This window comes from Synechococcus sp. 65AY6A5 (assembly GCF_002760415.1).
GTDB lineage: Bacteria > Cyanobacteriota > Cyanobacteriia > Thermostichales > Thermostichaceae > Thermostichus.
Map to the genome: position 1 here is coordinate 1526632 of NZ_AXUW01000001.1, position 14725 is coordinate 1541356.

The window sequence follows — 14725 nt, forward strand, 5'->3', positions numbered from 1 at the left end:
ATCCCGGCGAACCTGCGAACCAAGAAAATGGTCTCAGCCATGAGAGGGGGCTCATGATGGGGAGCGTAGAAACTGAGAAAAGGTGTTAAGCCCTGTAAATCCATTGTATCTTTCCTGCTGCCGAAGACAAAGGGCTATCGGCAGATCCGCGCCGAGGAATCGCCTCAGGGAGTGGCTAGCTGAGCTTGTCCACCAAGGCCAGCACGAAGTTGAGGCTCAAGTAGGAAACCAGCGCCAGTAAGAACAGAAACAGCGCAATGCTCAGCGCAGCTCGCAGAGATCCCGCCTGGACTTTGGGGGCGGGCCTTTCAGGCGGAGTTTTCATCCTCAAGTCCCAGAAAAGATCCTAGAAGACTCCAATTCTAGGATCTCATCCTGGAGAGACGGGAGCGGGAAGATTGCCAAAAAGTTGCTCAGTACCCCAAGTGTAGAGTTTGGCCCCCGACCCGCTAACGGGGTTACCAGAAAGCGCCTTATATCCCCTGCCCAAAGATAGGGGCTTTACGGCGCTTTCCGGGAAATTTACTCCTGCCCAGCACCGGATTAACCTACAGGTCACCAGCGCTCCTCCTCACCTGGAAATCCAAATTGGCAACACCGGCATCATCATCCCCCCTGCAGAACAAAAGCGGGTATTTGAGAAGTTTTACCGCGTGCCCAGCTCGGATCCCCGGCGGCGGGGAGGGACAGGGTTGGGCTTGGCCCTTGTGCAACAACGGGTAAACTTGTTGCAAGGGAAAATCTACCTTAACAGCGAGGCCGACCACACTTGTTTTACCTTGCGGTTGCCCCGGCTTCTTTCTGTCTCCGGCCAACAGCAGTCAGCTCAGCCTAGGGCCTAGGCGTCGGGGTGGCTGGCTGGGGAGAAGCAGAGGATTCCCTTTCTTCGATCACTTTTTGCAAGCGGGCCCGCACTCGCTGGTTCAAAACGGGATCTTCGTTGGCCAAGGTCATCAGCTCGCGATATTCGGCCACCGTCAGCCCCTGCTTCTCGACAATGCGGCTGGCTTGGGTTTCCGTGCGCTGCATGATCTGCTCGTACTCTTCTTCGTTCTGGGTCTCTCGCAACTGAGCGCTGGCTTCCCGGATCAAAGGATCCAATTCCAACAGAATCTGCACCAACTGCTCCACCTGAGCATCGGTAACTTGCTCTGGGGTTAGAGTTGGGGAAGCTTGCGGGCTGGGAGCCCCCCCTGTAGCCGCAGAAGGAGTTGCAGCAGGACTGGGGAGCGGGGTTGCCTCCTGCGCCCAAAGCGGCGGGGATCCCAGAATCAATCCCAGACTCACCAGCAACGCGAATTTCCTCATGCCCAAAACTCCCTCGACCTAGAGTAAACTACCCGGCTCCGACCGCCTCCCTTCCCCCCCAACCCCCCGCATACCAGGGGCAGGGAGGCGGGGGGATGGAAGGGAGTACGAAGCGGGGCTCCTGCAGCTTCTACCTGAGACCGACCGGAACCCTTATGGCTCAGGTCATCCCTGAAGCCAGAGTAGCAAGAGGTCTGTCTGCCGTCTAAGGGTTTAACGCAGTACGGGAAACCTATCCTGGACATATTGTAGAAACGGAAAATTGGTTGTACAGTCGTAGTACCCTCTCCAAAGGCTGCTCGCCCCGCGAGTATTCCTTTTGGTGAAGCTGCTCTAGGTTTGCGCAGTTGCAATTGGCCAACCCTAATCCCCACTAAGGGGAGTTGCCCGTACCTGGGTTTAGGTATGTGTTCTGTTGAGCGTTCCTTATTGTCGATGCTAGCTCAGAGGCCAGATCGGAAGGGAGTCTCCTGCGCTGGCAGTTGACTTTCTTCGCAGGCATCAGAGCTAATCGATACCCTATTTCTCTTTGCTCCCTTCCGGGGAGAAAGGGTTTATTTTTCAACTGAATAAGCAGTTTCCCGGCAAAGTTCTTGGAGGGGAGACAGAGGTAAGTTGCCTTCCTTTTCCGCTCGTGGAGGAGGACGTTCGTTGTCCTTTGTTATTTCTGTAAAGGATGATAACAAAAGCCGGTAGAAGTTATTGATTTTCTTAGGTATTGCTGATATATTTTTTAAGGTTGTCTTGTAATCCTTCTACAGGAGGCTGACATTGGTCAGGAGAAGAAAGCGTAAGAGCCGCCGTCGTTTGGAGGGGCGCAAAATTTTAGATTATATTCCTCAATTTAAATTAGATAGCGGCGAAGAAAAGTCTGTAACCGCCGCCCGGAGATACATACAGGAAAACTCTATTCAGCCGCCTGCGCTGATTCTGGTTCGGCGAAACGAGCACACGATAGACCGATTTTTCTGGGCGGAGAAGGGACTATTCGGCGCGCAATATGTCGAAGAAAATCACTTTCTCTTTCCCAGCTTACGGGCTTTGCTAGCGCAGGTTGCGGCTGAGAAGCCGGAGAAAAAATCTTCCAAGGCTCTGGCAACTGCCGCTCAATAGTTTCTATATCAATACCGGCCTCAGGAGCTGAAGAAACAGCCCCCCCACGGGGGGCTTGCTTTTATCCTCGGCAAGAGAACCATCCAATTAACGGGATCCCTTTCCACCTAGCATCTATCTAGCCCCTCATCGCCCATCTTCGACTTCTCGGAGAGGGGTTTGCGCGCTACCTTACAGGGGATCCCGTCGGGAGGTTCTGGATGAGCCGACTGCCGCAGACCACCGCCCATGTACAAATTACCCGCCGCTCCTGGCAGGAGGGCGCCATTGAAGGGGAAGTCAACGCCAACGGTTGGGTTTGGCGCTTTTGCTGGCGCTTTCGATCCGGGGAGCTGAAGGTGGAACCCTCTGTAGGGCGGGCCTTGATTTGCGATCCCTTGAGCCGTTTTTTGGAGAAATCGGATTACTTACTAGAGCCCGGCAGCAACTACTCATTTGTTATTCGTAGCCGCCTCTAGGGATCCCTGGGCAAACAGGGGGAGAGTTGGCCATGCTGCCGAGACAGCTCTCCTCCAAGAGTAATCTGCGCTTCCAGCGAACAGGCTCTAATATTGGGATGGTTGTTCTAGGAGCTGCCTTCATGACCTCTTCCTCCCACCTGACGACTGCAGAGCGGGCAGTGGGTTCTGCCAACGGCCTGAAGGAGGCCCCTCCACTGGCGGAACGGGATCCCTTGGCCCGTGCCCTCGCCGTGGATGAAGCGCTCGACCGCAGGAACAACCTGTTGAATCGCCGCCTGCAAATGGTGGAAGAACTTTGGGAAGCCGTAATCCTGCAGGAGTGCGGGCAGCCTTTGGTAGATCTGTTGCAGCGGCTGCGCTCCATGTGTTCCCCTGAAGGGCAGGCCTTGGAGTACCCCATCCCGGAAGTACTACAAATTGTCGAGCATCTCAGCCTTGATGCAGCCATTCAAACGGCCCGCGCCTTCGCTTTGTTCTTTCAGTTGATCAACATTGTTGAACAGCACTACGAACGGGCAGAAGACTCAGATATGCGCATGGTGGACAGCCAGCAGCGCACCGTGCGGGAAAACGAAAAATTTGAACGTCTGTTCCCTTACCTGCGGCTTCAGGGGGTGCCGCCGGGACTGCTGCGCCGGCTGCTGGAGCGGCTGCACATCCGCCTGGTGTTCACCGCCCACCCCACCGAGATCGTCCGCCACACCATCCGCGAAAAGCAACGGGCCTTCTCCCACTTGCTCAGCCAACTGGACTGGGCAGAGCAGTCTCACCCTCTGCAGGCCCAGATGTTGAGAGAACAACTGGCGGAGGAGGTTCTGCTCTGGTGGCGCACCGACGAGTTGCATCAGTCCAAACCGACCGTTCTGAACGAAGTCGATTACACCTTGCACTATTTTGAAGAGGTTTTGTTTCAGGCTATCCCTCTGCTGCATGAGTACCTCAGCCGCAGCTTGAAAAAGTCCTTTCCCAGCGTCGAGCCACCGCCGGCAGGCTTTTGCAACTTCGGCTCGTGGGTGGGCGGGGATCGGGACGGCAACCCTTCCGTCACTGCCGACGTTACCTGGCAAACGGCCCGCTACCAGCGCAACCTGATTTTGGGCAAGTACATCGAGTCCGTGAAGGCCCTCACCAAAACCCTGAGCGTCTCTTTGCACTGGGGGGATGTGGACAGCCAGTTGCTGGATGTCCTTGAGCAGGATCGCCGCCGCATGCCCGAGGTTTACGAGTCCTTTTCGCTGCAATATCGCCAAGAGCCCTACCGGCTCAAGCTCAGCTACATCCAGCGGCGGCTGGAGTTGACGCGGGAGCGCAACCGCAATTTGGCCGACTCCGCTTGCCTGCCTGTCCCGCCCCCTCTGGACAACGCCTACGCCAATGCAGAAGAATTTCTGGCCGACTTGCAGCTTATTCAGAGCAGCTTGAAAAACAGTGGCCTCTCCTGCCGCCAGTTGGATCACCTCATTTGCCAGGTGCAGGTCTTTGGCTTCCATCTGGCCCACCTGGATATCCGCCAAGACAGCAGCTACCACGAGGCCGCTCTCACCGAGATCTTCGAGTACTTGCGGATCTTGCCGCGGCCCTACAGCGAGATGACGGAGGAGGAAAAAACAGCTTTTCTCCTGCGGGAGCTGCAAACCCGCCGGCCCCTCATCCCTCTAGAAGCTCCCTTTTCCGATAAAGCGGCGGAGCTGATTGCCACCTTTCGCACCCTGCGCCGGCTGCAGCAGGAATTTGGCATGGCCATGTGCCAAACCTACGTGATCAGCATGAGCCGCCAGTTGAGCGATCTGTTAGAGGTGCTGCTGCTGGCTAAGGAGGTGGGCCTTTACGATCCCATCAGCGGGCGCGGATCCCTGGCGGTGGTGCCGTTGTTCGAGACCGTTGAAGACCTAAAGGGGGCGCCAGAGGTGCTGCGGCAGTTGTTGGAGATCCCCTTCTATCGCCAGTACCTGGCCCAGCAGGAAAACCTACAGGAGGTGATGCTGGGCTACTCGGATAGCAACAAGGACGCTGGCTTTCTAAGCAGCAACTGGGAGATCTACAAAGCCCAGCAGCGGCTGCAGGCGGTGGCCGAGTCCTATGGGGTGAAGTTGCAGATCTTCCATGGCCGGGGTGGCTCGGTGGGGCGCGGGGGAGGGCCGGCCTACGAGGCGATCTTGGCCCAGCCGGGGCGCAGCGTGGGGGGCCGCATCAAGATTACTGAGCAGGGAGAGGTGTTGGCCTCTAAGTACTCTCTCCAGGATCTGGCCATTTTTAACCTGGAAACTGTTACCAGCGCCGTCATCCAGGCGAGCCTGCTGCGCACCTACCCCAACGACCTGCACGAGTGGTCGCGCCTGATGGAATCGCTGGCAGAGCGCTCTCGCCAGGTGTACCGCAACCTGGTCTACGAGCAGGAAGGCTTTGTCGAGTTTTTCCACGAGGTCACCCCCATCGAAGAGATCAGCCAACTGCAGATTAGCTCCCGCCCAGCTCGCCGCAGCGGCAACTCGAAAGATATCGGATCCCTGCGGGCCATTCCCTGGGTATTCAGTTGGACACAGAGCCGTTTTCTCTTGCCCGCATGGTATGGAGTGGGCACCGCTCTAGAGGAATACGCGGCTAAAGGCGAACACAACCTCAACCACCTGCAGCATCTCTACCGCGAGTGGCCCTTCTTCCGCATGGTGATCTCCAAAGTGGAGATGACCCTGGCCAAGGCGGATCTGCAAATTGCCCGCCACTACGTGCGAGAGATGAGCTCCCCCGAGCGCCTGGAGCGGGCGATGGAGCTATTCGAGCTCATTGCCCAGGAGATGTACCGCACCCGGGAGATGGTTTTGAAAATTACAGGACACAAGGAGCTGTTGGAGAACGACCCCTATCTGAAGCGCTCGGTGCAACTGCGCAACCGTTCAATCGTGCCCCTCGGGTTTATCCAGGTCTCGCTCCTCAAGCGCCTGCGTGGCAAGCAAAAATCCCATTTCCACAACACCCAGTACAACCGCGCCGAGCTGCTGCGGGGAGCTCTGCTCACCATCAACGGCATCGCCGCCGGTATGCGCAACACAGGCTGAGCACCGACTCTTCCTGGGGATCAAGGATAGCTACGGCCCTCTCCAACCGGCCTAGGATATCTCCGGGAGCAAGGCGGTTGGGAGTTGCCTCAGCAGGAGCAGCCCTCAGGCCAGGACGGCTTGAGGGTGAGGTCAGAACAAATCATCTTCGTACTCGTCTGGCTCCGCCTCTTGCACTTCCACCGATTCCACCTCGACAACACGGCGGGAAGGACGACGAGGTTTTTCCTCAACGTAGCTCTCACCCTGGTCTTGAGGCAGACGGGGGGGACGACGGCGGGTGACTGTGCCTCGTTCTTCCTGCACATCCTCGGGATAGTCCTCGACAGCCGAGCGGCGAGAGGGATCCGGCTCATCGTCCTCGGTGTCCCGACGGAAGCGGGTCTCTTGCTCCTCGTAATACTCCTCCGCTGCCGGGCGAGGGCGGGGGCGCACACGGGTATCGCTGGTCAGTTGGGGCCGCGGGCGACGAGCTGGCTCCTCGCTGCGTTCAGGAATGGAGCGGCTGGCGGAGGAGGTGTCGCGAATGCGGGATCCGCTAGGCCGCGTGGAAACGCTGCGCGTCTGGGCATAGCCATCGGGTGGATAGGTGCGGCTAAAGCCCCGGGGCCCCACGACCGGACGCACTCCACCCCCCTGCCGTACCTTTTCGTTCAAGAGGATCCGCAATCGGAAGGTTTCGAAGGCAAACCAGCCAGCTATCACCGCCAGCAGCACCTGGGCAAAAAACAGCAACGGGATGAGCCGCTGACCCTCCAGAAGCAAACTGATGGAATAGATCAGGCCCATCGTGGCGAAAATCACATCCGACTCTGCGGAAGCCTCTCGCTTGATGAACCGAACCGCAAAGATAGCCCCACTGGCAATTGCCACCAGCGCTGCCATCAAAAAATAGGGGCTTTGGGTGAGAAACATGCCAGGGATCCCTAAACTGCTGAAAACAGGAAGGCGTCAGGCCTTACCCATTTCGCAGCCGATCTTAACATCGATCCTCCCAGGGACAACCATCCCGGTTTTAGGGCAGGATCCCTCAAAGGAAGGGGATCGGTGCTAGGATGGCCTGTACATTCCAGTAGGCTTCATGCTGTATCTGGCGCGGGTAGACAAGAAAAGTCTTTTTGGCCAGGCGGAGCTGCAGCTCTTGGCCCAGCAAGCCGAGGGTGGGGTTTGGGCGCCGCTTCGCCAGCCAGAACGGGTTACCTCTAAGGAGGCAGCCTCCTACAACGTGGGGGTATTGCTGCTGGTTGAGCTTGCGGAAAATCGGCAGGTGCAGCGGGTGGAAGAGGCGGCGATGAAGTTGGTGGAGATGTTGCACAGCCTCTCGCAGGCCCGCAGCCTGGCCGACCTGGCGGAGATCGAAAGCTGGCGTCAATCTTTGACCCGGCAAAGTCAAGAGCTGAGCCGTCGCGAAGCGGAGATGGCCGCTCTCCAGGAGCAACTGCAACAGTGGGAGGCTCGGCTGCGCGAGAAGCTATCCTCCTAAACTGGGCTGAGATCAGGCCGTAGCTCGCGGGCACCTCGCAGATAGACGTGGTGCATCTCAGCCTGGGCCAGCGGGGTGTTCAGTTGGATCAAAACGCGGATACAACGGGGCAGAGCGCCGTTGACGTCCATTTGTTGCACGTCCAACAGAGGCACCAACTCCCAGCCGGGGCGGCGGCGGGCAAATTGGGCAGGAAAGGCCGCGTTGAGATCGGGGGTAACGGAGAAAATGACGCTCACCAACTCCGCCGGATTGATGGCGTTGCGATGTTCCAGGGCGTCCAGTAGCTCGTTCACCGCAGCGCCAATGGCCTCGGCAGTGTTTGCCGGAACGGTGATGGCCCCTCGGATTGCTCTGACCCGCCACCCCAATGGCTACACCCTCAAGCGCTTGAGCTCGTCCTGCTTCCAGAGAATTATACAGACTCGTCCCGACGGGATCCCATCCCGCTGCTGGATCTGGTTACGGGGCGGGCTGTAACAACTTCTCCAGGATCTGGTCGTGGCTGAGGCCGGAGTCCACCCAGGCCTCTCCTTCCTTGAGGCGGGCGGCAGCGGTCAAGATAAACAAGTTGCTCTTCGCTCCCAAAGCCTCGCTGGTGGTTTGCACACAGCCCAGATCCTGGCCGGTCAGCTGGCTAAACCAGGTGGCCAACAGCCCTGCCTCCAAAAAGCCCATCGGGCGCTTGAAGTGGGGGGGTGTGGCAGCGGCAAAGGGAGAGTTGCGGATCGACACCACCAGCACCCCCTGATTTTTGTAGGTCCAGTCGATGTCGATCAGCCCCCAGCCGTGGGTCTTCCAGGCTTGTTTGAGATTTTGTAAAAAGAGCCCCATCTCCAGCTCGGACAAAGGCTTCTGGTAGTAGTCGGAGAGCTCCTGGGCAAAGCGGCGGAAAAACTCTTTGCCCCACATACGGCCACAGTTGCGCAATACCAGGCGGGCGGCCTGCCCTGTCTCGTATTCCAAGCCGGTGTAGATGCCTCGTAGCAATGCTTCTGGAAGGGCCAAGAGCCGGTCGCCGTGGCGACTTTCCAGCAAACCGGACTCCAGATCGCCTTGCAGATAGGCGCTGGGCGCGTAATAGTTGGCCAAAACAGGCGTGTAGGGGTCAAAGTCGGCGAGGCTGCTGGGGATGGGGGGGGTGCTGGCCATAGGGGATCCCTGGGTTATCAGTATCGTTAAGTTACCAAAAGGCGGTGGGGAAGGTTCTAGGCGGATTTGAGGCCGTTTAAAGAGAGCAAAGCTGCCTGCACCTGGGTGATCCAGGGGCGGATGAACTCCAGTTCGCCGGGAGTTAGGTGATCCCTAAGCTCTTGCTGAAAAGTCCGATGGACTACCTCATAAACGCTCTGCAGCTCGTACAGGCGCACCTCCTCTTCCATCCACTCGATCAGCCGCTCCTTCAAGAGGTTTTCGTCCTGCAGCAACATGGCCAGGGCGCTCTGACGCAGCAACAGGAGCAGGTGCCGCCGGCACAGGTTTACCGTTTGCGGAGAAAGATTGGGCATCTCCTTTTGAAGGGTGTCTAGGGTGCGGCTCACCATCTGGCTCTCCCCTTCCCGTACGACCCGGTACACGTGCAGCCGCTTTGGCCAGCCGAGCACATAGGCTTTGAGCTGCTCCAGTTGCTCCGGCGTGAGGTAGCGGGCCTCGGCCTCAATTAGCATCTGCTCCAGTGGGCTCACCATCTCACTTCTCCAAAGTGTTGGTGGGTGCTCAGCGGGTGTCGGCGTTCAAAACAGGCTGAATAAATCGGCCAAAGTAATCGGTTCCTCTTCAGGCTGGGGCGGCAGCGCTGCCGAGAGGGATCCCAAGGAACGGGCCGCCAAAGCCAGGGGATCCCCCGTCCAGGGGATGGAGGCAAAATGCTCTCGCACCCGTACAAAAGGCATGGGCAGCGAGGGGTCTTGCAGAGGGCGGTTATCCCAATTCAGGCGAGCAAAAAAGCTCTGCACCGATTCTTCCAGAAAAACCTCTGCTGTCATGGCTTGGTCACTCCTTGACCGGAGCGCAACTTTTGGGCAATTTCGCTGGCGCTGGCCCCTTCGTTGAGCCAAAAGGCAGCCGCATCGATGCGATCTTTGCTGCCGAGCAAAAACTTACAGTAGCTTTCTCCCATGGAGTAGCACTGGATCTCGATGCAGTTGAGCTGCCGTTCCACCATGGCGCTGAAAAACCCGGCAAATAAGCCAGCGTAGAGATGGCAAACCGGCTTGCCCACATCCCCCAGGGTGCGGGCCACGGCGGAGTCAAAGAGGTTGATAAAAATAAACCCCTGCCGCCGGCTCTCGGTCTCCACCTCCCAGCGCCCCCAGCCTTGCGAGGTCAAGGGCCACCACCAGGTTTCCAAGAGGAACATCAGGTGGCTCTGCTTGGGTTTGCGCCGATACTCTTCCTCAAACCAGTGGGAGAAGTGGATTGCATCGTTGCGGCCCCACTCGCGGCCAATGGTGTACATCAAGGAGGCCGAGGCATCCCCCACTTCTTCTTCCAGGCCCTGTTGCAAACCTAGGATAAAATCCTCGCTTACCAAGACGTTGCGCGCGCCCGTCCAGTCTACTAGGGATCCCTGGGAGCGGTCGAAGCGAAAAAAATCCTCGCGGCTGTAGTGGTTATGCCGCTGGGCGACAGGTTGCAGGGCAAGCTCGATGGGGCCGGTTGACATGGCTAGAGGGGAGGAGGGTAAATTTTTTCACACTTCTTGCTGAATCATAGCCTTTTCGCCGGGGGCTTTGGCCAGAGCTGTCGATAGGTGCGCCAAAGAAACCCTTGCCGCCGGGAAGCCAGCGACGGCCAAGGGCTGCAGGGGTTTGGGTTTAGGAGGGAGGTCTGACTTTGACGAAGGCGATGGCGGAGCGCCACAGCAGCGATTCTTGTCCCTCAGCGTCGGCCAAACAAAGGCAGTCGGGATCCTGCCAGCGCAACTGGCCGACGAAGACATCGCCGGTATTGAGCTTAACCTCAACGATTTCCCGATCCCGGATCACCCGCTGCAGGCGACGCACGCTTGGGATCCCGGTGTTGAACTCGGTCACAGCAGCCCTCTTGGCCAGCGGAAGGACGGCATGTCGGCAAGCGCACTGCTCTCAGTATAGGGGATCCCTGCCGGCCCGCACCCTGACTTGAGGGCCTCTCCCCGGGACGCTCTCACCCTTTGACCCATTTTCTCTACCAGCGGGTACTATGAAGGCGGGGTGGCGCTCGGAGGAGACGGCGACTCTTGTCAGCCCGTCACGTTTTTTAAGCGAATCTACGGGTGTTCTCCCCGAAAAAAGCCAGCACAATGGGGCTGGGGTGATACAAGGGGCGGGTGTTACCCCAGGGGGCCGATCCAAGGTTAGGATCCCTTCCAACCTGCAATTTTGCCGCCGATTCGTCTTCAACCATCCAACCATCATCAGTGCAGGAGAGATCGTCATGGCAGTTGAGAAAGTGAACTCTTCTTCCAGCCTGGCCGAAGTGATCGACCGCATTTTGGACAAAGGGATCGTGGTCGATGCCTGGGTGCGGGTTTCTCTGGTGGGGATCGAGCTGTTGGCCATTGAAGCTCGCGTTGTCGTGGCTTCGGTGGAAACCTACCTGAAATACGCCGAGGCGGTGGGCCTGACGGCTACTGCTGCTGCCCCTGCCGTCTAAGTCTGGCCGTCTTCAGCCACTTGTAAAGAGGCGGCAGCTGCCTCCCGCAGCCGCTATGGCTTGGCAGTCCTGTCGAAGCAGGTGGCTAGTGAGGCAGGGACCAGGGTAGAGTCTCTGCCTCGCTTTGCTCAGTTCTGGCCAACTTTGACCGACCAACAGCCCGGCTATTCCCGCTCCCAGGTGGAGGACTTGTGCGGCCTGCCGGTTTGCATTGCCACGCAAGTGCCGAAGCCAGCTATCTGGGAGAAGGGAAAAAGGCCGTAGTGCCCCTGACCCACACAAAAGGGTAGTCAGCATTATGGCATTGAATTTATTGAGGTAGAGGAGGCGTACAGCTCGCAGGCAAGCTTCCTAGATGGAGATGGGCTACCTAGTTATGGTGAAAAACCCGACGGGTGGAGACCCTCTGGAAAGCGTGTCAAGCGGGGCCTGTACCAAACGGCAAAGGGGTGGTTGGTCAACGCTGAGGCAAATGCTGCCGCCAACCTGCTTAAGAAAGTCAGCAGAACCTTGGGGCTTTGCGTGAAGGAACTGTCTAGAGGCGCTTTGACAACGCCATTACGGGTTCTTTTGTGGACTGCGTAAGAATCCCCCGCCTTTAGGCGGTGGGAGTGTCAAAGTAAAAACCAACAGGAGAGAGGGAGCGCCATGAGTTTGCGGGAACAGTGGGCCATGGCCCACAACCAACGGGTGGCCCAGAATCAAAGTTTGTTCAGTCAATCCCGGCAGCAGCGTCTGGAGCAGCACCGAGCTCTGATAGCCGAGCTGGAGCAACGCCGCCGGGAACGACAAGAGGCAATCCGGCAACAGAGGGAGCAAACCCGTAGGCAACTGAAGAGCTTCAACCAGAGCCGGGCGGCGCAGCGGGCCTTGGACGAGCATTCTCGCATGGAGGCTGTGGCCCAGCGGGTCAAAGCGGTGGCGGAGCTTCTCTCCCGCATGGCTCAAGAGCGAGCCGCCCAATCGCAGGCCCAGCAGCAGGAGCTGCAGACTTTTCAAGCCAACTTGACAGCGACGGTGGGGAGATTGCTGAGCACCTGTGCACAGGCCCGGCAGACCATGGCCGGCCAAACTCGACAAGCTCGCCAGTCTTTTTATGCTGAGTTGCGGCAGCGGGTACAGGCTTTGCAGCAGCTCGCGCGGCAGGAGCTGGCTCAGGTCGCTCAGGATCAGCGGGCAGAGGCCCAGGCTCTGCGGCAAGCTTTGGCGGCTTTCCGCAGGGCGTTGCACGAGCAGGTCTGGGGGAATGGGATCCCAGAGGCCCAACCCATCATCCCTTCTGAGGGCTTGGAAGGTGAAAAGTCTGAGAGCTCGGCCAATGCCTCGAAAACGGTTTCGGCTGAGGTTTCCCTGCCAAAGCCTGTGGTTGCGGTCTCAGAAGAGGCGGCTCCTCCTCCCCCTCAGCCTGTGGTGACTCCGCCACCACCTGAACCTGCTCCAGTTCGGCCCGCGCCCCCGCAGGAGGCAAGTTCGGATCGCATCATGGCCTACGTCAACAACTATGTAACCAACCTGCAAGCGCAGGCTCCCGATCTAACTTTGCTGCAGGTGATCGGGGATCGGGAGCGGGTGCGGGATCTGCTGGCCCGCGGTGCGGTGGATCTGGGGGTGGATCCCTCCGAGATCCTGGCCACCTTGCGGCGTATGGTGTCAGCGACGGTTGCCATCTGATCCCGGCCTAACACCTGTGAGCGCAAGAAGACCGTTGCCGCTATAGTCGAGGCAAGAGCGTCAAGGCAATTGAGAGTTGGGTATTGCTATGGCCACGGTTCTGCAGGCGCGTCCCCGCCAGTTCGTAAACACTCCTTACATCGAGCGGATTACCCGCCGCGCTTTGCGCTATCTGCAATCGGGTTTTGCGGTGCATCTGCGGGGCCCTTCGGGCACGGGCAAGACTACCCTGGCGATGCATCTGGCTAGCCTGCTGGGCCGTCCCATCATGCTGATCTACGGCGACGATCGCTTCGATTCTTCCGACCTGATCGGGGGGCGCACCGGCTTTACCCATCGGCGGGTGGTGGACAACTTTATCCACTCGGTGGTGAAGACGGAGGAGGATGTGCAGCAGCGCTGGGTGGATGCCCGCCTCACCTTGGCCTGCCGCGAGGGGTTCACCCTCATCTACGACGAGTTCAACCGCTCCCGCCCGGAGGCCAACAACGCCCTCCTGAGCGCTTTGGAAGAGAGGCTGCTGGTGTTGCCGCCGGACAGCAACCGCTCGGAGTATCTGCGGGTGCATCCCCAGTTCCGGGCCATCTTCACCTCCAACCCAGAGGAATACACCGGAGTTCACAAGGCCCAGGATGCGCTGCTGGATCGGATGATCACCATCGATATCGGCGAGCCGGATATCGAGACCGAAAAGGAGATCCTCACCGCGCGCATCGGTCTCTCTGCCCCTGATGCGCTCAAGATCGTCCACATCGTCCGCGCTTTTCGCCGCAAATTGGATCTGACCCGCCACCCCAGCCTGCGCAGTTGTCTGATGATCGGACGCATTGTCAAGGAGCACGAGCTGGCGGTGAGCAAGGACAATGCCGATTTTCGCGCTCTGTGCGCCGACGTGCTGTTGCCCAGGGCCGGCAAGCGCTACGAGGAAGGAGCCCAGGTGCTCAACTATTTGCTGGATCAACTGCCCGGCTGATATTTGTATGCTTTCGCACACTTTGGAGGGAAATTCTCTGTGCCTATTACCTCTCAACCCCTGGCCACGGCAACGCATGGCTCCTCTCTGGCCGATGTCTTGGAGCGGGTTTTGGACAAGGGGATTGTCATCGCCGGGGATATCACCGTTTCGGTGGGCAATGTGGAGCTGCTCAATGTGCGCATTCGGCTGCTGATCGCTTCGGTGGACAAGGCCAAGGAGATTGGGATCAACTGGTGGGAATCGGATCCCTATCTCAGCAGCCAAGCCCGCGAGCTGCTGGAAACCAACCGCCAGTTACTGCAGCGGGTCAGCGAGCTGGAAAAGCAACTGGCCCAAGGCCTGCCCAAGGGAGGAAATGGTAAGGACTAACGCGCTGCCCCGCCAGCGGGGCCAGGGATCCCGGGCTAGACTGGCAGGTGGGGTGGTTTGATTGGGGTGATGCGCATGGCGGTCGGGATCGACCTTGAGCAGAAAAACAGGTGCCAGCTAAGGGGGGTAGCCTGGGCGGTGGGGGTGGCGCTGCTGCTGGCGATCCCCAGCCTGGCTTGGGGGCAAAACCCGCGTGCCCTCAGCATCAGCGCCGATGTCCAGGAGGCCAATGCCAACACGGGGGTGTTTGTAGCCACCGGCAATGTCACCCTCAGCTTTCCCGCCGAGCGCCTCACGGCCCGCGCCCAGAGAGCGGTGTACTACAGCCGGGAGCAGCGGATCGAGCTGGAGGGCCAGGTCACCATCCGCCAAGGGGAAAATCAGTTGCAAGCAGAAAAAGTCATCTATCACATCGAAAAAGGCACCATCCAGGCCGTGCCAGCAGCAGGAGGCCAGGTGGAGTCCGTTTATGTGCTACCAGAACCCACTGCGAGCCCCTAGCTAAGGCTTAGATCCAGATCCTGCTGAGAGAAGTGCTCCTTCGCTGTCTGCTTCTGGAAGAAACGCCCACGAAAGGATTCGAACCTCCGACCCCTGGGACCGGAACCCAGTGCTCTAGTCCGCTGAGCTACGTGGGCAGTACGTGGACTCT

At 58.8% G+C, this 14725-nt stretch carries 19 protein-coding genes and 1 tRNA gene; 10 read left to right on the forward strand and 10 right to left on the reverse strand.

Features of this window, described 5'->3' with window-relative positions; translation table 11 throughout:
- Positions 1-175: 175 nt before the first annotated feature.
- Positions 176-325 (reverse strand): hypothetical protein, encoded by a 150-nt coding sequence (locus SYN65AY6A5_RS14015; protein WP_011429730.1) that lies wholly within the window; start codon positions 323-325, stop codon positions 176-178.
- Positions 326-434: 109 nt separating this feature from the next.
- Between SYN65AY6A5_RS14015 and SYN65AY6A5_RS07285 the strand changes: the two genes are divergently transcribed.
- Entirely contained in the window at positions 435-842 is a 408-nt protein-coding gene (locus SYN65AY6A5_RS07285; RefSeq protein WP_099884163.1) for an ATP-binding protein, read from the forward strand.
- On the opposite strand, the gene SYN65AY6A5_RS07290 is transcribed toward SYN65AY6A5_RS07285, so the two are convergent.
- On the reverse strand, positions 832-1308 hold the full coding sequence (locus SYN65AY6A5_RS07290; RefSeq protein ID WP_011429728.1) for a DUF4168 domain-containing protein: 477 nt from the start codon (positions 1306-1308) through the stop codon (positions 832-834). The genes SYN65AY6A5_RS07285 and SYN65AY6A5_RS07290 overlap by 11 nt on opposite strands.
- A 771-nt stretch (positions 1309-2079) precedes the next feature.
- Here SYN65AY6A5_RS07290 and SYN65AY6A5_RS07295 point away from each other — a divergent pair.
- The 3 genes from SYN65AY6A5_RS07295 (at position 2080) to ppc (ending at position 5938) form a co-directional block, all read left to right on the forward strand.
- Entirely contained in the window at positions 2080-2421 is a 342-nt protein-coding gene (locus tag SYN65AY6A5_RS07295; RefSeq protein ID WP_041438161.1) for a DUF3155 domain-containing protein, read from the forward strand.
- Positions 2422-2621: 200 nt separating this feature from the next.
- The gene (locus SYN65AY6A5_RS07300; protein WP_011429727.1) at positions 2622-2879 is read left to right on the forward strand and encodes a DUF3146 family protein; all 258 of its coding nucleotides are present in this window, start codon (positions 2622-2624) and stop codon (positions 2877-2879) included.
- Between the two features lie 122 nt (positions 2880-3001).
- Positions 3002-5938: a phosphoenolpyruvate carboxylase gene (gene ppc, locus SYN65AY6A5_RS07305; protein ID WP_099884165.1), complete on the forward strand. Its 2937-nt coding sequence runs from the start codon at positions 3002-3004 to the stop codon at positions 5936-5938.
- Positions 5939-6070: 132 nt separating this feature from the next.
- Here ppc and SYN65AY6A5_RS07310 read toward each other — a convergent pair whose 3' ends face one another.
- A complete protein-coding gene (locus tag SYN65AY6A5_RS07310; protein ID WP_099834639.1) occupies positions 6071-6853 on the reverse strand; it encodes a Ycf66 family protein in 783 nt (260 codons plus the stop codon).
- Positions 6854-7019: 166 nt separating this feature from the next.
- Between SYN65AY6A5_RS07310 and SYN65AY6A5_RS07315 the strand changes: the two genes are divergently transcribed.
- Positions 7020-7421: a hypothetical protein gene (locus tag SYN65AY6A5_RS07315; RefSeq protein WP_011429724.1), complete on the forward strand. Its 402-nt coding sequence runs from the start codon at positions 7020-7022 to the stop codon at positions 7419-7421.
- Here SYN65AY6A5_RS07315 and aroH read toward each other — a convergent pair.
- From aroH to SYN65AY6A5_RS07345, 6 genes are all read right to left on the reverse strand, one after another.
- Entirely contained in the window at positions 7418-7792 is a 375-nt protein-coding gene (aroH, locus tag SYN65AY6A5_RS07320) for a chorismate mutase (RefSeq protein ID WP_011429723.1), read from the reverse strand. The genes SYN65AY6A5_RS07315 and aroH overlap by 4 nt on opposite strands.
- A gap of 91 nt (positions 7793-7883) precedes the next feature.
- Positions 7884-8573: a V4R domain-containing protein gene (locus SYN65AY6A5_RS07325; RefSeq protein WP_011429722.1), complete on the reverse strand. Its 690-nt coding sequence runs from the start codon at positions 8571-8573 to the stop codon at positions 7884-7886.
- Positions 8574-8629: 56 nt separating this feature from the next.
- Positions 8630-9109, reverse strand: a complete 480-nt coding sequence (locus SYN65AY6A5_RS07330; protein WP_011429721.1) for a hypothetical protein — start codon at positions 9107-9109, stop codon at positions 8630-8632.
- A gap of 45 nt (positions 9110-9154) precedes the next feature.
- Positions 9155-9406, reverse strand: a complete 252-nt coding sequence (locus tag SYN65AY6A5_RS07335; protein WP_011429720.1) for a hypothetical protein — start codon at positions 9404-9406, stop codon at positions 9155-9157.
- Complete coding sequence (locus SYN65AY6A5_RS07340) at positions 9403-10086, reverse strand: V4R domain-containing protein (protein WP_011429719.1); 684 nt, start codon at positions 10084-10086, stop codon at positions 9403-9405. The genes SYN65AY6A5_RS07335 and SYN65AY6A5_RS07340 overlap by 4 nt, the downstream gene beginning before the upstream one ends.
- A gap of 151 nt (positions 10087-10237) precedes the next feature.
- Positions 10238-10456: a hypothetical protein gene (locus tag SYN65AY6A5_RS07345; RefSeq protein WP_011429718.1), complete on the reverse strand. Its 219-nt coding sequence runs from the start codon at positions 10454-10456 to the stop codon at positions 10238-10240.
- A 382-nt stretch (positions 10457-10838) separates the two neighbouring features.
- Between SYN65AY6A5_RS07345 and gvpA the strand changes: the two genes are divergently transcribed.
- The 5 genes from gvpA to SYN65AY6A5_RS07375 all read left to right on the forward strand — a co-directional run bounded on the left by gvpA (position 10839) and on the right by SYN65AY6A5_RS07375 (position 14574).
- Positions 10839-11057: a gas vesicle structural protein GvpA gene (gvpA, locus tag SYN65AY6A5_RS07350; protein WP_011429717.1), complete on the forward strand. Its 219-nt coding sequence runs from the start codon at positions 10839-10841 to the stop codon at positions 11055-11057.
- 648 nt (positions 11058-11705) lie between these two features.
- Entirely contained in the window at positions 11706-12728 is a 1023-nt protein-coding gene (gvpC, locus tag SYN65AY6A5_RS07360) for a gas vesicle protein GvpC (protein ID WP_099812338.1), read from the forward strand.
- An 88-nt stretch (positions 12729-12816) separates the two neighbouring features.
- Complete coding sequence (gvpN, locus tag SYN65AY6A5_RS07365; RefSeq protein WP_011429714.1) at positions 12817-13701, forward strand: gas vesicle protein GvpN; 885 nt, start codon at positions 12817-12819, stop codon at positions 13699-13701.
- Between the two features lie 39 nt (positions 13702-13740).
- The gene (locus tag SYN65AY6A5_RS07370; protein ID WP_011429713.1) at positions 13741-14073 is read left to right on the forward strand and encodes a gas vesicle protein; all 333 of its coding nucleotides are present in this window, start codon (positions 13741-13743) and stop codon (positions 14071-14073) included.
- Positions 14074-14142: 69 nt separating this feature from the next.
- Complete coding sequence (locus tag SYN65AY6A5_RS07375; RefSeq protein WP_228375437.1) at positions 14143-14574, forward strand: LptA/OstA family protein; 432 nt, start codon at positions 14143-14145, stop codon at positions 14572-14574.
- Between the two features lie 63 nt (positions 14575-14637).
- Here SYN65AY6A5_RS07375 and SYN65AY6A5_RS07380 read toward each other — a convergent pair.
- Positions 14638-14711, reverse strand: a tRNA-Arg gene (locus SYN65AY6A5_RS07380).
- Positions 14712-14725: the final 14 nt, after the last annotated feature.